The 18,002-nt window shown below is 66.6% G+C and carries 14 protein-coding genes and 3 tRNA genes; 3 read left to right on the forward strand and 14 right to left on the reverse strand.

The genetic code is table 11. The features are described from left to right. Positions 1-67 precede the first annotated feature (67 nt). From ACMGRF_RS05805 to ACMGRF_RS05820, 4 genes are all read right to left on the reverse strand, one after another. Positions 68-2,176 carry a phosphocholine-specific phospholipase C gene (locus tag ACMGRF_RS05805; RefSeq protein ID WP_414485700.1) on the reverse strand — a complete coding sequence of 703 codons (2,109 nt, stop codon included), beginning with the start codon at positions 2,174-2,176 and terminating at the stop codon, positions 68-70. Between the two features lie 8 nt (positions 2,177-2,184). Beyond that, a complete protein-coding gene (locus tag ACMGRF_RS05810; RefSeq protein ID WP_414485701.1) occupies positions 2,185-4,563 on the reverse strand; it encodes a TonB-dependent receptor domain-containing protein in 2,379 nt (792 codons plus the stop codon). Positions 4,564-4,678: 115 nt separating this feature from the next. Further along, complete coding sequence (locus ACMGRF_RS05815; RefSeq protein WP_099486211.1) at positions 4,679-5,605, reverse strand: c-type cytochrome; 927 nt, start codon at positions 5,603-5,605, stop codon at positions 4,679-4,681. After that, on the reverse strand, positions 5,602-6,948 hold the full coding sequence (locus ACMGRF_RS05820; protein ID WP_049439055.1) for a c-type cytochrome: 1,347 nt from the start codon (positions 6,946-6,948) through the stop codon (positions 5,602-5,604). The genes ACMGRF_RS05815 and ACMGRF_RS05820 overlap by 4 nt, the downstream gene beginning before the upstream one ends. A 182-nt stretch (positions 6,949-7,130) precedes the next feature. Between ACMGRF_RS05820 and ACMGRF_RS05825 the strand changes: the two genes are divergently transcribed. Further along, the gene (locus tag ACMGRF_RS05825) at positions 7,131-8,249 is read left to right on the forward strand and encodes an alpha/beta hydrolase (protein WP_099495519.1); all 1,119 of its coding nucleotides are present in this window, start codon (positions 7,131-7,133) and stop codon (positions 8,247-8,249) included. A gap of 81 nt (positions 8,250-8,330) precedes the next feature. On the opposite strand, the gene ACMGRF_RS05830 is transcribed toward ACMGRF_RS05825, so the two are convergent. Both ACMGRF_RS05830 and ACMGRF_RS05835 read right to left on the reverse strand, forming a co-directional pair. Beyond that, the gene (locus ACMGRF_RS05830; RefSeq protein WP_049414024.1) at positions 8,331-9,470 is read right to left on the reverse strand and encodes an MFS transporter; all 1,140 of its coding nucleotides are present in this window, start codon (positions 9,468-9,470) and stop codon (positions 8,331-8,333) included. A 162-nt stretch (positions 9,471-9,632) separates the two neighbouring features. Next, the gene (locus ACMGRF_RS05835) at positions 9,633-10,334 is read right to left on the reverse strand and encodes a pirin family protein (protein ID WP_049414023.1); all 702 of its coding nucleotides are present in this window, start codon (positions 10,332-10,334) and stop codon (positions 9,633-9,635) included. 139 nt (positions 10,335-10,473) lie between these two features. Between ACMGRF_RS05835 and ACMGRF_RS05840 the strand changes: the two genes are divergently transcribed. Together ACMGRF_RS05840 and ACMGRF_RS05845 are read left to right on the forward strand one after the other, a co-directional pair. Continuing rightward, positions 10,474-11,394, forward strand: coding sequence for a LysR family transcriptional regulator (locus ACMGRF_RS05840; RefSeq protein ID WP_049414022.1), 921 nt, complete (start codon positions 10,474-10,476; stop codon positions 11,392-11,394). Between the two features lie 637 nt (positions 11,395-12,031). Beyond that, positions 12,032-12,946: an IS110 family transposase gene (locus ACMGRF_RS05845; RefSeq protein WP_049417105.1), complete on the forward strand. Its 915-nt coding sequence runs from the start codon at positions 12,032-12,034 to the stop codon at positions 12,944-12,946. A 264-nt stretch (positions 12,947-13,210) separates the two neighbouring features. Here ACMGRF_RS05845 and ACMGRF_RS05850 read toward each other — a convergent pair. The 8 genes from ACMGRF_RS05850 to ACMGRF_RS05885 form a co-directional block, all read right to left on the reverse strand. Continuing rightward, positions 13,211-13,287 (reverse strand) — tRNA-Arg (locus ACMGRF_RS05850). A gap of 32 nt (positions 13,288-13,319) precedes the next feature. Next, positions 13,320-13,396 (reverse strand) — tRNA-Arg (locus ACMGRF_RS05855). 58 nt (positions 13,397-13,454) lie between these two features. Beyond that, positions 13,455-13,531 (reverse strand) — tRNA-Arg (locus ACMGRF_RS05860). Further along, entirely contained in the window at positions 13,522-14,448 is a 927-nt protein-coding gene (locus tag ACMGRF_RS05865; RefSeq protein ID WP_180880760.1) for an alpha/beta fold hydrolase, read from the reverse strand. The genes ACMGRF_RS05860 and ACMGRF_RS05865 overlap by 10 nt, the downstream gene beginning before the upstream one ends. After that, on the reverse strand, positions 14,445-15,254 hold the full coding sequence (gene thiD, locus ACMGRF_RS05870) for a bifunctional hydroxymethylpyrimidine kinase/phosphomethylpyrimidine kinase (RefSeq protein ID WP_049412883.1): 810 nt from the start codon (positions 15,252-15,254) through the stop codon (positions 14,445-14,447). The genes ACMGRF_RS05865 and thiD overlap by 4 nt, the downstream gene beginning before the upstream one ends. Before the next feature lie 107 nt (positions 15,255-15,361). Next, entirely contained in the window at positions 15,362-16,030 is a 669-nt protein-coding gene (locus ACMGRF_RS05875; RefSeq protein WP_019661173.1) for a YoaK family protein, read from the reverse strand. A gap of 12 nt (positions 16,031-16,042) precedes the next feature. Then, complete coding sequence (locus ACMGRF_RS05880) at positions 16,043-16,549, reverse strand: hypothetical protein (protein WP_099486910.1); 507 nt, start codon at positions 16,547-16,549, stop codon at positions 16,043-16,045. Then, positions 16,546-17,946 carry a PhoH family protein gene (locus ACMGRF_RS05885; protein ID WP_005409049.1) on the reverse strand — a complete coding sequence of 467 codons (1,401 nt, stop codon included), beginning with the start codon at positions 17,944-17,946 and terminating at the stop codon, positions 16,546-16,548. Before ACMGRF_RS05885 ends, ACMGRF_RS05880 begins: the two co-directional genes overlap by 4 nt. Positions 17,947-18,002: the final 56 nt, after the last annotated feature.

Below are 18,002 nucleotides of genomic sequence, written 5' to 3' on the forward strand. Positions count from 1 at the left end.
GCTTTTCTCGGGGCAATGCGACCGGGGCGAAAGCAGCCGAGCATGGGCTCGGCTCTACAGGGATTCTTCAATCGTGCTCGAACCGAAGCGGCTCGGTGCCCATCGCCGGGTCACTGGTGCCGGGGCGACCATCCTCGGCGCGGCCGGCCAAACGCAGCACACTCCCACCCGCGCTGGCGCGCAGGTCATACCAGCCGGCGGTAGGCGTTGCGTCCCACGCCAATGAAGTCTGCGCATGTGCGGGCAGCGCCAATGTCTGTTCGGGCATGTGTCCTGCATAGGCGCCGCCATGCACGCGCACCTGCTGTGCACTGTCACCCAGATTGCGCAGGTGCAGCCGCAGCTGGCCGTCCGCGCGCTCGATCGAAGCCTGCACGGCGGGAGCCCTGGCCGCACCCTGGAAGTGGCGGTGGAAGCCGTTCGGCCCAAGCAGCCACAGGTCATAGCGGCCCTGGGCGTCCCGCGGCCAGCGCGCGCGCAGCGGCGCACCTGGCAGCAGCGTGTAGCGGCGTGGTACCGCATCCAGCCGCAGCCGATCGTAGACATGCAGCACTGCCGCCGCGCCTTCGCAGGACAGCGTGAGATCCACACCCGTGGCATCGACTGCGGCAATCGATGCGTGCGGTCGATAGGGTAGGGCGCGCGCCGGGCGTACACCGCTTTCCTGTTTCGCTGGCTTCAGCCCCTCTGGCAGCGTGGGCACGGTGCGCCCCGGCAAGGCAGCGGCGCGTGCGGCAACCGCGCTCACGTCGGGCAGGCCACGGACGAACGGGCGGGTATCGCGCTGGGCAAAGTCGAACGCATTGCTGAGGTCGCCGCAGACTGCGCGGCGCCACGGCGAGATGTCCGGTGCGGGCACACCAAAGCGGCGTTCGATCAGCCGAATGACCGAGGTGTGGTCGTACACCTGCGAATCGACCCAGCCACCGCGACTCCACGGCGAGATCACGTACAGGGGCACGCGCGGTCCCAGACCGTACGGGCGACCACGCAGTTCGGCGAGATCGTACTTCTCGTCACCCGGTGCCGGGTGCCGGTGGTACTCGCCTTCGGTGCTGACCGAGGACGCACCTGCCCAGCCACCGTCCACCGGCGAAGGCGGGGCAGGTGGCGGCATGTGGTCGAAGAAGCCATCGTTCTCATCGAACATCAGCAGCAGGGCGGTGCGGCTCCACACTTCCGGATCGGCGGTCAGCGCATCCAGCACGCGTGCGGTATAGGCCGCGCCCTGTGCCGGGCTGGAAGGACCAGGATGTTCGCTGCCGGCCGCGTCGGCGATGATGAAGCTGACCTGCGGCAGGCGCCCGTCAATGACGTCCCGGCGCAGCTGCGTCAGGCCCCGCGTGCTGACGCCGCGCGCGCGCAGCTGCGGGTCATGCCCTGGCGCCGCGCGGTGGGCCTGGCGGAAGGCCTCGAAACCCGCCAGCGGGTTGTCGGTGAAGTTGTCGGCCATGTCCTGGTAGATCTGCCAGGAAACACCGGCCCTGTGCAGACGCTCGACATAGCTGGTCCAGCGGTACGACACCGGGTGCCCACCCTGTTCAGGAAAATTGTCGTGCGAGTTGGCGATCACCGGGCCGCCGGCGCGCGCATGCGCATCATTGTGGCCGGTCCACAGGAACACCCGGTTCGGGTTGGTCCCGGCCTGCATTGCGCAGTGGTAGGCATCGCAGATCGTGAAGGCATCGGCCAGCGCGAACTGGAACGGCAGGTCGCTGCGCTGGAAGTAGCCCATCGAGTGGTTCTGCTTGGCCTTCGGCCATTGCCCCATGCGACCTTGGTCCCAGGCGCGCTGCGCATCGGGCCAGGTATGCGGCGTGCCTTCCACGCGCATGTAGCCGAAGTGCGCGGCGGTATCCAGCGGGAACGGCGCGATCACGCGCTTGCCGCTGGCATCGGGCTGCAGCCACAGGCTGCGGACGCGGCCACCTGCTTGCAGCGCGGCGGCCGGGGCGACGAACCGATCACCGAAGCCACGTACGCCCGGCAGCGTGCCGAAGTAGTGGTCGAACGAACGGTTCTCCTGCATGAACACCACGATGTGCTGCAGGTCTTCCAGGCTGCGCGCCTGCGCGGCGGGGGCGATCGCTGCGGCCCGGGCGATGCTGGGCAGCAGCGGAGAAAGGCCGCCGGCAACGCCGGCCTGCAACAACCGGCGTCGGCCGATATCGGTCACGGGCTCACTCACAGGTCCACGCGGAAAGAGATGCCGACGGTGCGCGGAGCGCCGATGAAGGCGTTGTCGCGCCCGTCCACCCCTGCAAGATACCGCTTATCGGTGAGGTTGCTCACCACCAGGTTGGCACCCATGCCCTTCAGGCGCGGCGACAGCCCCTGCAGGTCGAAGCCGATGTTGGCGTTGAACACGGTGGCCGACGGCAGCTTGTTGACGTTGGCGGCGTCGAGATAGCGCGTGCCCAGGTAACGGCCCGACAGGCCGAAGTTCCAGTTCTCGCCCTGCCAGTCCGCCGACAGGACGAGGGTCTGTTCGGGTTGGCCGATCACCTTGGCGCCGTCGACGATGCCCAGCTGGGTATCACGCGCGGCATCGCCACTGCCCAGGTACTTGGAGCGGTTGTAGGTATAGGCGGCGTTGAGGCGCCAGCCGTTGTCCCAGCCATAGCCGAACGCCGCTTCCAGGCCGTTGCTTTCCACGCCGCCGAAGTTCTCGTACACACCGTCGGTCTCGCCCAGGTAGTCAATGCCGCTGACGAATCCGGCCGGCAGGTAGACGATGCGGTTGTCGAACTTGATGTTGTACAGCGTGACCGAGGCGGTCAACGGCCAGCGGCTGATGCGCATGCCCACTTCAATGTTGTCGGCGGTCTCCGGCTCGACGTTGCGGAAGCGCTGCGGGTCGGTCTCGCCGAGCACGCCGGAAGGAATCGCGGCGAAGTTCTGCGAGAAGCCGGCGAACAGCTCCATGCCTTCCACGCCGGGCGCCCAGGTGAAGCCGGTGGACAGCAGCGGATCGGACCTGGAATCGGATGTGACGTGCTCGCTGGCACCGATCACGCGGCGGCGCGACTGGTCCACGAAGAACTGCTTCACGCCGAGGCGGGCGCTGAACGGGCCGAACCGGGCCACGTCCTCGACGTAGTACATCTGCTCGTCGACCTTGTACTTGTCCTCGAACTGCACCCAGTACGGCTGGTGATCGAAGGCGATGTCCTGGCCGACGTTGAGCAGGCGATGCCAGTCGCGGCGTGCCGAACGGTCCAGCTTCTCCACCCACAGGCCGCCACGGATGGTGTTGTCGACTGCGCCGAAGGTCCGGCGCCACTCGACGTCGGCCGTCACGCCCATGCGGTCGTTGTCGTAGTGGGTGTGGCGATACGACTGCGCGCCCAGCACGTTGCCGGCGTAGCAGTTTGGATCGTACTCGGCGGTGAAGCCCAGACGCGGAGTGCAGCTGGCCAGGCGCTGGGCGGCACTGCCATCGGGATTGACGAAGAAGATCTGGCCGCGGTTGCTGCCGCCGTACACCGTCTTGCCGCCGGTGTATTCCGACTCCGGGCGACCGGCTCCGTCATCGCTGACCTGCGCCAGGTACGGCGGCAGCCAGTCACCGCGGCCCTGCATGCGGTGCCCGTAGGCGGCCATCGAGGCCTTGAAACCGTTGCCGCCATCGAAGGCGGCGCGCAGGTAGCCGAAGGTGTTCTCGCGCAGCGCACGCGAGCCGGAACGGTAGTTCTGGTCCAGGTAGGGAATGCCGGTGAGGGTACCGACCAGGTTGTCGCGATCCGGATTGGTCGCGAAGCCCTTCGGTGAGACGCTGGTGTATTCCGGCTCGTCCGCATCGTTGTAGGACAGGTAGCCGGTCAGGGTCCAGCGATCCAGTTCGGTGATGAACTTGCCGGCGATGTGGTCATTGCTGGTCCTGCCGCTGCCATCGATCCAGTCATGCACGCGCGCCGACGAGGCACTGACCCAGGCGCGGGTGTGGCCGCCGAGCAGGCCGGTGTCATAGCGCACGTAGTACTTGCGCGCCTCGTTGTCACCGGCGCCGACCACGAAGCGCAGGCGGCTGTCCTGCAGCGGATCGCTGGTGAGGAAGTTGAGGGTGCCGCCCAGGGCCTCGTTCGAGCGCGAGGAGATATCGGCGGTGCCCTGGCTGACTTCCACCGTTTCCAGGTCGAGGGTGTCGATGTAGCGGTTGGCCAGCGAGCCGCCGCCGTAACCCGAACCGCCGTTGGGCAGGCCGTCGATGGTAGTGCCGATCTGCTGTGTGTCGCGGTTGGTGACGAAGCCACGCATGCTGATCTGCGTGCCCCACACCGACGAGCCGGTGGCATCGGCTTCGCTGACCACCACGCCGGGCACCTCGTTGAGTGCATCGTTGACGCTGCTCATCACGGTCTGCCGGTTCAGCGTTTCCGCGCGCACCGACGTCTTGGCGTAGCTGGTGGCCTGGCCGATCACCTGCACCTGGTCGAGGGTGCGGGCATCGCTGCTGCGCGCTTCGGCCGTCCCGCCCTGCGGTGCTTCGGCCAGGGCGTCCAGTGCGGGAGCGATCAGCAGGGCAAGCAGCGAGATACGGGGAAAGCGCGCAGACGTTCGCATCGAGACCGGACCTTCAGAAGAGGGAAGTCCCGGAGTGTCGGTAGCGCCAATGACATCGGCATGACGCGGCGATGCAGGAATCGTGTTGTGCGACGGCCGGCAGCTGCCGCCTGCATCAGTACCGCGCGTCCTTGGGTTTCGGATCGCGCGGCCAGTCCTTGCCCTTGTTGGCGAAGTCCGGCCGTGGCTGGTTGATGAAATAGCTGGCGATGTCCACCGCATCCTGGTCGGGCATCACCTGCTGCCCCAGCGGCGGTTCACGGGTCACTGCCGGTGGCATGTTGTGCTTGACGAAACCGGCCGCCTTGTACAGGCGCGCCATGCCGGCGCCGATGTTGAAACTGTGGTCGCCCCACAGCGGCGGGAAGGCGATGTCACCACTGGCGTCGCGCCGGCCTTCGCCGTTGTCGCCGTGGCAGGCGGCACACTGTACGGCGTACAGTGCCTGGCCGCGGTTCGGATCCGGGGTCAGCGTGCTGTCGATGGGCCCCTCACTGGGGGCAGCCACCTTTGCACCCGCTGGCACAGGGATGCTCAGCCATGCCATGTAGTCGAGCATCGCGCGCATCTGCGGTGAATCTTTCGGCAGCGGCCTGCCGTTCATCGAACGCTGCAGGCAGCCATTGATGCGTTCGGTCAGGCCGATCACCTTGCCAGGCCGCGGCATGTAACGCGGATAGGCGCCGCCACCGGTGTTGAAGTAGTGGTTGCCGAAGGGACGCTTGCCCTCGGCCATGTGGCACGAATTGCAGTTCAGATCGTTGCCGACGTTGTCCGGCAGCAGTCGTGCGGTTTCGTTGAGGAGGCGGCGGCCGAGCATCACCGACTCGGCATTGCCGAGCCCGGCGATTTCTTCGGCGCTCGGCGCTTGGTAGGCGCCGACCACCTTGCCCTGTGCATCGAGGATATCGATCGTGCCGGTCACGGCGGCATCCAGATCCGGGTACAGATGACGGTAAGCGAGGGTACCGGCGCCGGCCAGCAGCACCAGGGTGATCGCACTGCCGACCAGCAGGCGGGAACGCGTGCGCGAACGCTTCATTGTGCGGCCTCCTGCGGAACGTAGTGCACCGGCTTGTCGCGCACCACCCGGCGCATGCGCGCCACGTCGACCTCGCTCACTGCGCTGGCCTGATTGCCCCAGCTGCTGCGGATGAAGGTCAGGATCTGTGCCAGCTGCGCGTTCGGCAGCTGCTCGAAGCCTGGCATGGTGAAGGCCATGCGGTCGTGCGGGGTATGGGGTGTGCGGCCGCCGATCAGGGTTACCTGCACCAGCGAGCTGGGATCGTCGGCGAACACGATCGAGTTGCCGGCCAGGGCCGGATAGACGCGCGGCATGCCGCGGCCGTCGGCGCGGTGGCAGGCCTGGCAGTGCTCGGCATAGGCCAGCGAACCGGCCACGCGGTAGTCGCCGCTGCGCAGTGCGGCGGTGGTGGTGTCGGTACCGGGCGACCACTGTGCGCTGCGTCCTTCGCGGGCGGGCAGCTGCTTCAGGTAGCGGGCCATCGCCAGCAGGTCCGCGTCTGACAGGTACTGCGTGCTGTGCTCGACCACGTCGGCCATGCCACCGAAGGCCGCCGATCGATCGGTGCGCCCGGTGCGCAGGAAGTCCACGATCTCACCCTCGCGCCAGCTGGCCAGGCCGGTCGATTCGCTGCGCAGGTTCTTCGCGTACCAGCCTTCCAGCACCGAACCGGACAGGAACTGGCGGCTGCCATCATCGGCCATCGCCTTTTCCTGGAACGCCAGCCCGCGTGGCGTGTGGCAGGCACCGCAATGCGCCAGGCCTTCCACCAGTTCGGCACCACGCTGCTGGCCGGCGTCCAGCGACGGATCAGGGCTGAAGCTGCGTGGGCGTGCGAACAGCAGTTGCCACCATGCCAGAGGCCAGCGCATGTTGGCTGGCCATGGAATCGTGCTGTCGGCGTTGTCCTGCTTCACCGGCTGCACCGAGCCCATGAAATAGGCGTACAGCGCCTTGATCTCGGCGTCGCGGGCAATCACATAGGAGGCGTACGGCATTGCCGGATACAACGGCTGGCCATCGTGACGGATGCCGCGACGTACCGCGCGTTCAAAGTCGGCGTAGTCGTAGGCGCCGATGCCGGTTTCCGGATCGGGGGTGATGTTGGTCGAGTAGATCGTTCCCATCGGCGTCTGCATGCCGAGGCCACCGGCGAACGGCTTGCCGCCCGGCGCAGTGTGGCAGGCCGCACAGTCGGCGGCGCGCGACAGGTACTGCCCCTGTGCGATCAGCGCCGGGTCGTGGATGTCGACCTGCGCGGCCTGCCGAGGTGCGAACCAGTAGGGCGTGCTGCGGGCGATGCCATAGGCGGCGGCCAGCGTGGCGGCCAGGGCAATGGCGAGCTTGAACGAGGTGCGCATGGGGGCACTGTGGGCAAGCATGCCGGCGTATTCATTGATCCGGATCAATGCCGAGGTCGATCGCGCCATTGTGACAACCTGAATCGATCCCGCATTGTCATCAAGCCGTCATCCACGCGCGATAGATGGCCCACGCCCGCGTCGTTAACCTGCCACGCTGTCGCATCCTTTCCCGATTGCCCATGAAGCGCCTGCTGCTGTTGTTGCTGGCGTGCGCCGGCCTGTGGCTGGCTGCATGCTCATCCTCGATCAACGCCTCGTCCACCTCGCTTGCCGACCGGCTGATCGCACCGGGCGGCGTGTCGACCCTGCTCGATCGCCCGCGCATCGCCGCGGCCATTGCCGGGCTGCCCAACCGCCATGGCTTCGCAGCGGGTCGCGATGGCGTGCCGATCTTCTGGCGCGTGTTCGACCCCGGCGACTACGGCGCGCGGTACCACTACCTTCCGCAGCGTCATGAGAACGGCCTTCCTCTTGATACCGGCCTGAGTCTGGCCGTGCCGCAGCCGTTCCGCGCGCAGGCGCCACGCGGCACCGTGGTGCTGCTACATGGGTGGATGATGAACGGTGATTCGATGCTGCCATGGTCGCTGCAGCTGGCCGAGTCCGGCTACCGCGTGGTCACGCTCGACCTGCGCAACCATGGCCAGTCCGGTGCAGGTCCGTCCGGCTATGGCACCTATGAATCGGATGACGTCGTCGATGTCATCGGCGAGCTGCGCGCGCGCGGCGAAGTGACCGGCCCGCTGTACCTGTTCGGTGTGTCCTATGGTGCGGCCACGGCGGTGTTCACCGCCGACAAGCTGGGTGACCAGGTGGCCGGCGTGGTGGCGATGGAATCGTTCGCCAATGCCGGTGCGGCGATCCGCACGATGATCCCGCACCTGATGGGACTGCAGCCGGAGGGCCTGAAAGCGCAGGCGATGGCGTCGTACGCACGCTGGCGCTATGGGGGCCAGGACATCAACCAGGTGATCGCCGCCGCCAGCCGCCGTATCGATGTCGATCTGGACCGCGTCGACGTCGCGCGTGCGCTGGCCGATACCCGCGCCTGCGTGCTGCTGCTGCACGGGCAGGGTGACCAGCATATTCCGGTCAGCCAGGGCCGGCAGCTCGCCCTGGCCAACCCGCGCGCGCACTACATCGAGATGCGCGGCGAAGACCACATTACCCTGCCGCTGCGGCTGGACCTGCTGGCCGGCGTGGTCGATGACTGGATGGCGCGCGACGAGCACCACCCGCAGAGCGCGTGCCCAGCCCCACAGCTGCCGGCCCAGGCCGAATGGCTGGCACACGGCTGAAAAAAGGGGACGGAGGGGATTAAGTCGTTTGCAGCACACTCGGGGCAGATGCGACTTAATCCCCTCCGTCCCCTTTTTCTGTCAGGTCACGCGTCGTGCCAGTGAGCGGGCGGAGGCGGCTACCCCCAGCAGCAGTATGGCGACGCACAGGAAGGCAAAGCCGAGGCTGGTGGCATGTGCCACTGCGCCGATCGCCGCCGGGCCAGCGAGGATGCCGGCGTAACCCAGTGTGGTCACTGCAGTGATGGCGATGCTTTCCGGCATCACCCGCTGCTGGCCTGCCATCGAGAACAGCGCCGGCACGATGTTGGCGCAGCCCAGCCCGACCAGTACGTAGCCGGCCAGCGCCACCGGAAACGAGGGCACCAGCGTGGCCAGGGTGAAGCCCGCCGCGGCCGTGATACCGCCGAAGACCAAGGTGCGGGTGCGGCCGAGGTGCTCGACGATGCCGTCACCGAACAGGCGCATTGCCGTCATCGCCAGGGTGAACAACGCGAAGCCGGCCCCGGCCTGGTCACGCGGCACCTGCCGCACTTCGGCCAGGAACACGGCGCTCCAGTCCAGCATCGAGCCCTCGGCGAGGAACACCACGAAGGCCAGTACGCCGATGAACAGCACCACGCCATGCGGCAGTGCCAGCAGGGGGCCTTCGTGCAGGATCCGTTGCGGACGCCAGTGCGGCGCCGACAGCACCGCGACCAGCAACAGCGCCGCCACCGAAAGCAGCGCGGCCAGCCACAGCGGCGTGCCGAGGATCAGCAGCCCGGTCATGCAGCCAGCACCGACGAATCCACCGATGCTGTAGAAGGCGTGGAAGCCGGACATCATCGCGCGCCCGGCATCGCGCTCGACCGCCACCGCCTGCATGTTCATCGCACAATCCAGTGCACCGACGCCGGCACCGAACACGAACAGCGCCGCGCCCAGCGACACCGGCGAGGGTGCAAGCACCAGCAAGGGCAGGGCGCACAGCATCATCGCGCAGGTGATCACCATCACCCGGCGGCAACCCAGCCGCCCCGTCAGTGCACCTGCCAGCGGCATCGCCAGCAGCGAGCCGAGCCCGAGGCACAGCAGCACGGCGCCGAGGCTGGCGTCGGACAGCCCGGCCTTGGCCTTGGCGTAAGGCACCATCGGCGCCCACGCGGCGGTAGCGAATCCAGGAATGAAGAAGGCGGCACGGGTGGCGTGCTGCTGGGCACGCGGGGATGAAGGCGTCATGCGAGGGCGGGTCCGGATAAACGCTGCCATGAAAGCGTTTCCAGTCGTGTCGGGCAAGGGGCATTCGGGTCACCGAAGGCCGAATACGATTGCGGCCCATGCGCAGCGGGCCCGGCGATGCCTTTCCGCATCGCCGGGCCACGTCTTCAGGACAGGGCGTGTTTACAGCGGCAGGTCGAACACCAGCACTTCAGCGTCGTTGCCGTTTTCCAGGGTCAGCTGGGCTTCGTCGCTGACCTGCAGCGCATCACCGGCTTCCAGGGTGATGCCGTTGACCTGCAGCTGGCCACGCGCCACCTGCACATAGGCGCCACGCCCGTTGCCGAGGGCGTGATGCAGCTTTTGGCCGCCATCAAGAATGGTGGCGAAGATGCGCGCATCCTGGTGGATGCGCAGCGAACCGTCGGCACCGTCAGGCGAAGCGATCAGGCGCAGTTGTCCACGCTTGCTGTCCGGCGAGAAGTGGGTCTCCTCGTACGACGGGGTGATGTTCTCGCTGTCCGGGAAGATCCAGATCTGCAGGAAATGCACGGTCTCGTCGGCGGAGTGGTTGAACTCGCTGTGGGTGACGCCGCTGCCGGCGCTCATGCGCTGCACGTCGCCGTAGCGCAGCACCGAACCGGTGCCCATCGAGTCCTTGTGTTCCAGTGCACCGCCCAGCACGTAGGAGATGATTTCCATGTTGCTGTGGCCGTGGGTGCCGAAGCCCTGGCCGCCGATCACCTTGTCTTCGTTGATCACCCGCAACGGGCCGAAGCTGACGTAACGGGGGTCGTAGTAGTTGGCGAAGGAGAAGGTATGGCGCGAGGACAGCCAGCCATGCTCGGCCAGGCCACGGGTAGCGCTCTTGCGGATCTGCAGCATGATGGAATCTCCTTGTTCGATGGTTTCGATGGGGCGGGGTGGTCGGTTACCGCTGTGTTTCCCCGTTGGAGAGAAGTATCCGCTTGCGCCCGGGGTTTGAAAAACGGATAGTTTTGACAGTCATCATCGAAAAATTCGAATGCTAAAGCTCAGCCTCGATGCCCTGCAGATCCTGGATGCCATCGACCGCCGTGGCTCCTTTGCCGGCGCCGGCAAGGCCCTGCACAAGGTGCCCTCGACGATTTCCTATACCGTGGCCAAGCTGGAGGAGGATCTGGGCGTCCAGCTGTTCGACCGCGTTGGCCCGCGCGCCGAGCCGACCGAGGCCGGCCGCGCGCTGCTGGACGAAGGCCGGCACCTGCTGCGCGCGGCCCGCGAGCTGGAGCTGCGGGTGCGCCGGGTGGCGTCGGGTTGGGAGACCGAACTGACCCTGGCGGTGGATTCGGTGTTCCCGACCTGGCTGCTTGGGCCGGATATCGCCGCATTCCGTGAGGCCGAGGCGCCGACCCGGTTGCGACTGATCGGCGAGGCGCTGTCCGGCACTTGGGAGGCCCTGCTGGACCGGCGTGCCGACCTGCTGGTCGGTGCGCCGGGCGAGGGACCCAGTGGCGGCGGTTACGTGGTGGAGCCGCTGGGCACGGTGGCGTTCGTGTTCGCGGTGGCACCCGAGCATCCATTGGCCGCGGTGCCCGGCGTGCTCGGTCGCGAACAGCTGGCCGAGCACTGTGCGATCGCCGTTTCCGATTCCGCGCGCAGGTTGCTGCCGCGCACCGTTGGACTGTTGATGGGGCAGGAGATGCTGACGGTGCCGGACATGGCCAGCAAGTTGAAGCTGCAGTGCGAAGGCGTGGGCTTCGGTTTCCTGCCCGAGCCCTGTGCACGCGCCGCGGTGGCGCGTGGCCAGCTGGTGATCCGCGAGGTGGAGGAACACAAGCCGGAGGAGACGTTCTGGTTGGCCTGGCGCACCGGTGAGGAGGGCGCTGCCCTGCGCTGGTGGCGGGAGCGCCTGCGCAGGCCGGAGCTGCTGTCGGAGTGGTGGCAGGCGATGGCCAGGGGGTAGGGGTTTGGCAGGGCTGCGCCCTGCACCCGCTACGATCCAGAGCAACAGCAACAGCAACAGCAACAGCAACAGCAGAAGCTGGTTTCCTGAGGGATGGCGGGGTGGGTCCGGTTGCGGGGGACGCCGTGAATCCGCCCATGGAGTCTCGGTCGCCGCATCCATGCGGCTCACGCCCCCGCAACCGGACCCACCCCGCCTTCGACAGTTTCCGGCGATCTGTCGGTGCTGGTGCGGTCGGTGGGTGTCGACCTTGGTCGACACGGTAGATCCACGCCATGCGTGGATGCTCTTCGATCAATTGTCGAAATGTTCGAACTCGATGGAGATTCATCCACGCATGGCGTGGATCCATCAGATCGCGGAAATCTGTCAGAGGTGGGGCGGTGTCGGAGTGCGGGGTGTCAGCCGCATGGATGCGGCTGCCAAGCCTTATCTGATCGGAATCTGGCAGCGTAGGTGTCGAGAGCCGGCGTGGGCCGCCGTGTAAGCCTGGATCTCGACGATCGCCATGTAGCTTGGCGCCCACGCCGGAATCTCCCTTGATCCGCCCGAACAGTTGCTGGAGCTGACACTCGCAGTGATAAGACTGGGCAAGCGGGGGAGCTCTCGACCCTTCCAGACTATACGGAGTCCGGTGATGAACGGGATCGGGATTGATGTCAGCAAGCGCCAACTGGATGTCGGTACGACGGATGGAGAGACCCTGCAGGTCTGGAACAACCGCTCCGGCTTTTCTGAATTGGATGTTTGGCTGAAGAAGCGTCCGGTCAGCCAGATCGTGCTGGAAGCCACCGGCGGTTACGAGCGGCCGGTGCTGGATTTTCTGCACGCAGCGGGCCATCCGGTGGTCCGCGCCAATGCCCTGCGGGCCCGCAGGCTGGCCCAGGGGATGGGCCAGATGGCCAAGACCGACCGGTTGGATGCCTATGCATTGGCGCAGATGGCGGCCTTGGTGAAACTTCCCGCCTACCAGCCGCTGGAGCCTTGGCAGCAGAAAATGCGGGAATTCGTGCGGGCACGTCGACAGGCGATGCACGCGCTGACCATCGCGCGGCAGCAGCAGGAAATGGTCGGTGATCGTGAATTGCGCCGGCTACTGCAGGCCAACATCACCCGCTTGCAGACGCTGGTTGAACGTCTGGGAAAGCAAATTGCCGAGCAGGTTGCCCAGCAGCCTCAACTGGCTGTCCTGAAGTCGATGAAGGGCGTTGGCCCTGGCCTGCAGGCGGTATTGGCAAGCTATCTTCCCGAACTGGGGAGGATCAGTGGTAAGGCCATCGCCAGCCTGGTCGGTGTGGCCCCCATGTCCCACGACAGCGGAACCATGCGCGGCAAACGAAGCATCCATGGCGGCAGGGCCGAGATCCGCCAGGTGCTTTACATGGCCAGCATGTCGGCCATGCGGCATGAACCTCGACTGCGCGATTTCTACCAGTCGCTGCGAGCCCGGGGCAAAGAAGGAAAAGTAGCCATCGTGGCGGTGATGCGGAAAATGCTGGTGATTCTCAACGCCCGGGTGCGCGACGCTGAAAACGGGCTGGTCCCTGCCTAAGGCCAGCCAGGGCGCAGACCAAAGGCTGCCGGCCAGCGGCCGGCACTACCGTGCCCGTCTCCTGGAGGGGCCAAGCCCCTCCATCAACACAGTTGCTACATGGACGTACTTGCGGCGTCCCCGCACTCCGACACCGCCCCGCCATCCCACGGAATGCGCGCTGTTGCTCCGGCTCTGGCTGTGGCCTCTGCAGGTGCAGGGCGCAGCCCTGCCGAAAAACACACATAAAAAAACAGCAGGCCGAGGCCTGCTGTTTCAGTGTAATGGTGCGCCCGGAGAGATTCGAACTCCCGACCGCCTGGTTCGTAGCCAGGTACTCTATCCAACTGAGCTACGGGCGCCAATTACATAAACTTGTTGTGTTGACTGTGTATGGTGCGCCCGGAGAGATTCGAACTCCCGACCGCCTGGTTCGTAGCCAGGTACTCTATCCAACTGAGCTACGGGCGCGCGGTACACAATCAAATTTTAAAGCATTTCCAGCGGCGGATGCTGAAAACCTGTCGAGTGGTGCGCCCGGAGAGATTCGAACTCCCGACCGCCTGGTTCGTAGCCAGGTACTCTATCCAACTGAGCTACGGGCGCCCTGCGACAGGAGCGGAATTATGCGGATGTCGGCGCGGACCGTCAACAGTTTTGTGAAAATTTTCATCCAACTGAATGAAAAATCGGTCAGCCACAGCGTCCGGGGCCTTCAGCCAGGCGAAATGATCGGCGCGCGTGCCCAGCTCCTGCGCCGACAGCACGCACAGCTGTGCGTCCACGTTCGGCAGCTTCGCCAGCAACGCCTGCATCGATCCGGTCGGCGCCAGCCAGTCGTGTTCCATCAACACCGCCTGCGCGCTGCCGTGCACGCGCGCCATCTGCGCATCGAGATCCTCATCCATGCCGACCGCGGCGTAGTGGTTGTTAAGGCCCACGCGCGCCCAGTCGGCGATCAGTCCGCGTGCTTCGGTGCCACCAAAGCCAAGTCGGCGCCCGTGCAGCACGCCCTGGCGCTGTGCGATCCACGGCAGGAAGCGGTAGACCAGCGGCAGCAGCCAGCCGCGTGGTGGCGGAAAACCGCGCCAGAACGGCGAGCCGCTGGCCGCCAGCCACAGCCGGTTGAAGTGCTTCGGATTGCGCCCGGCGTGCACGCAGGCCAGCTGACCGCCGAGGCTGTGGCCGCCGATGATCCATGGCAGGGCGCCGCCTTCGTGATCGGCGGCGGCCAGGATCGCCTGGCTGCCCGGCAGATCCTGCTCGAGTACCTCGCGATAGCCCCAGTCCTGCGCGCGCGACGGGCGTAGTGAGCTGCTGCCGTTGCCGCGCCACTCATGCAGGTAGACCGCCACACCCTTCGCTGCCAGCGCCTGTGCCAGCGGCAGGTAGTGGCGCGCGGCCACACCCAGCGCTGGCAGCCACAACAGGCGGGCGATGGGCTGCGCGGGCATGCAGGCAATCACTTCGTAGCGATGCCCGTCGTTGCACTGCACAGGAAGGAGGGCCGGCGTCAGGTTCATGCGTGCGGTGCCGCGCCGAAGTGGTCGAGCACCAGCACCTCGCTGCGGCCGGGGGCATAGCCCTGCTGCAGGCCGCGCGCAACGTAGTCGATGCCGGCTTCGCAGGCGTTGGCAAGGCTCAGGCCGTTGCACAGCTGCGCGGCGATGGCCGAGGCCAGCGTGCAGCCAGTGCCGTGCGCATCCAGCGGCAGGCGGGCGTGGATGAATTCTTCGCTGCTGACGCCGTCGAAGTAGCGGTCGATTACGCGGTTGCCTTCCTGCAGGTGGCCACCTTTCAGCAGCACCGCACCGGCACCCAGGTCGAGCAGGGCGGAGGCCACCTGTTCGGCGTCATCGCCGTTCCCGATCTTCCGTCCGGCCAGCAGCTCCGCTTCCGGCGTGTTCGGGGTGATCAGCGTGGCCAGCGGGATCAGCCGCTCACGCATTGCCTGCAGAGCGTTGTCTTCCAGCAGGCGCGCGCCGCTGGTCGCGACCATCACTGGGTCCAGCACCACGTGTGGTGGACGATGGCGCTCCAACGCATCTGCGACGGCATTGATCACCTCGGTGTTGGCCAGCATGCCGAGCTTCACCGCATGGATATCGAAGTCATCGAAGCAGGCATCCAGTTGTGCACGCAGGAAATCGATCGGCGGCACATGCACGGCGATGACGCCACGGGTGTTCTGTGCGGTCAGTGCGGCGATCGCGGAGAGTCCGTGCACGCGATGTGCTGCAAAGGCCTTCAGGTCGGCCTGGATGCCTGCGCCACCGCCGGAGTCGGAGCCGGCGATGGTGAGGGCGGATACGGGAGTGGTCGGGCTCATCAGGCGATTGTGCCGTGGTCACCGCAAAGGCGGTAGCGTCGCTGCCGGTAGATGGGGTCAGATCCCTTTTCCGCAGGAAAAGGGATCTGACCCCCAGAGCGCGGCCCTCAATGCCGCCAGCGCGCCCACTGCTGGTACAGCACATAGCCCAGGCCGGTCAGGCCGGTCAGCAGGGCAGGGGCGAGCAGCGCGTCATATTGCCAACGCATGAACAGCCAGGCGCCGAGGATGCCGCCGGCCAGGAAGCCACTGATGATCAGGCCGCTGAGGGTCAGTCGTCGCACCTGCAACGGCAACCCGCGCAGCAGGTGGCCCAGGCCGATGCCGAGGTCGGTGAACATGCCGCTGAGATGGGTGGTGCGTACCACCGCGCCGCTGAAGGTGGTGGCCATCGCGTTCTGCAGGCCGCAGGCCATGGCGGCGGCCAGTGCGCCCCAGATCTGGTGGCGCTCGAACAGCGGAATGGCCACCAGCAGCAGCGCGGACTCCAGGGCCAGCGCCACGCCGTAGCGTCGGCCCAGTTGCAGGGTACTGTCCTGGATCAGCAGGCCGCTGAGCATCGCGCCCAGCGAGAACGCGATCAGCAGCCCCCACAGGTGGCCGACCGCGCGCCAGTCACCCTGCGCCAGCGCCATGCCGAGCTGGCTGGTGCTGCCGGTCATGTGGCTGACTGCCTGATGCTCGAAGCCGAGGAAGCCGACCACGTTGACCATGCCGGCCACGCACGACAGCGCGACCGCGCCGATCCAGACCCAGGTGGGCAGGCGTATTCCCATCGGCGGGGCCCCTCAGGGCCCGCCGAAGCCGCCGTTGAACTGCAGCTCGCTGAAGGTGTTGCTGGCGGGGTCGAACACAGCGCCCCAGAACTGCGTGCCGCCGTCGCAGACGCGGATCGCTTCCCGTGCCGGATTGATGCCGCTGTCATCGGGCAGGTGGAAGGCGTTGATGTAGATCAGCCGCTTGCCGGCGCTTTCGATGCCGACGTACTGGCGGTCGAAGTCCAGCACCTTCGGGACCTGCGCTTCCAGCGACGACAGCTTCGCCTCCAGCTGGTCGACCTGCTGCCGGCTGGGCGCCCAGTAACCCGACACCCGCCCGGCCTCGCGGCCGGGGCTGGGCCGCGAGCAGGTGTCGAGCACCTGTGCGGCGATGATCGGGCGGGTGACCACCCAGGACTGTCCGGTACGTTCGGCCGTCGGCACGCTGGCCGGGCCGCGCGTGGTGGTGCAGGCGCCCAGGACGGCGGCGAGGGCGATCGCCGCCGTGGGCAGCAGCAGGCGGGTGCAGCGGTTCACAACACCTCCGAAGCGTAATCGGCCAGGCGCGAACGCTCGCCACGGCGCAGGGTGATGTGCGCGCTGTGCGGCCAGTTCTTGAAGCGGTCCACCGCGTAGGTCAGGCCCGAGGTGGTCTCGGTCAGGTACGGGGTGTCGATCTGCTCGACATTGCCCAGGCAGACGATCTTGGTGCCGGGGCCGGCGCGGGTGATCAGCGTCTTCATCTGCTTGGGGGTGAGGTTCTGTGCTTCGTCCAGGATCAGGTAGCGTGACAGGAAGGTGCGGCCGCGCATGAAGTTCATCGAGCGGATCTTGATGCGGCTGGCCAGCAGGTCGTTGGTGGCCTGGCGGCCCCAGGTGCCGCCTTCCTGGTTGTGCGTGAGCACTTCCAGGTTGTCGGTCAACGCGCCCATCCACGGCGTCATCTTCTCTTCCTCGGTGCCCGGCAGGAAGCCGATGTCTTCGCCGACGCTGACCGTGGCGCGGGTCATGATGATCTCGCGGTAGCGCTGCTGGTCCATCGTCTGCGCCAGGCCGGCAGCCAGTGCCAGCAGGGTCTTGCCGGTGCCGGCGGTGCCCAGCAGGGTGACGAAGTCGATCTCCGGGTCCATCAGTGCGTTGAGGGCGAAATTCTGCTCGCGGTTGCGTGCGCTGATGCCCCACACGGCGTGGCTGCCGTGGCGGAAATCATCGACCAGCGACAGCACCACCTTGCCATCGCCGACCACGCGGCTGACGCGCAGCTCGACTTCATCCTCGCCCGGCAGGTAGACGTACTGGTTCGGATACCACTCCTCGCCGTCCTGCGCCTGGATTTCGTAATGCGAGCGGCCCTTGTCGCTCCAGCTGCGCAGGTCGTCGCCGTGGCGTTTCCAGAAGTCTTCCGGCAGCTCGGTAGCGCCGGTGTAGAGCAGGCTGAAATCGTCCAGCGCGCGGTCGTTCTCGTAGTCCTCGGACACGATGCCGGCGATCGCGGCCTTGATCCGCAGGTTGATGTCCTTGGAAACGAACACCACCGGCAGGTCGGGGGTTTCTTCCTTCAGGGCCAGGATCGCGCCGAGGATGGCGTTGTCCGGGATCACCTTGCCGAAGCTCTTGCCAGCATCGAAATGACTGGTCTGGAAGCGCAGCTTGCCGGCGCTCTGCTTGCCGCGCAGCTGCAGGCCGTTGGGGCGCTGAAGCGGAATGCCGTCGGCCAGGTTGTCCAGGCCGGATTCCTGCACCAGCTCGTTGAGGAAGCGGCTCACCTGGCGGGCGTTGCGGCTCGCTTCGGAGGTGCCCTTCTTGCCGTTGTCCAGCTCCTCGATCACCTGCATGGGCAGGTAGATGTCGTGCTCCTCGAATTTGAACAGCGCGGTCGGATCGTGCATCAGCACGTTGGTATCCAGCACGTAGATGCGCTTGCCTCGGGTCATCGTCGATTCCTGGTTACGGACAGGGAAAAACCACCACGGCCTGCTGCGGGGCAGGG

Origin of the sequence: Stenotrophomonas sp. EMP41, assembly GCF_047495535.1 — a bacterium.
Taxonomy (GTDB): Bacteria; Pseudomonadota; Gammaproteobacteria; order Xanthomonadales; family Xanthomonadaceae; genus Stenotrophomonas; species Stenotrophomonas sepilia.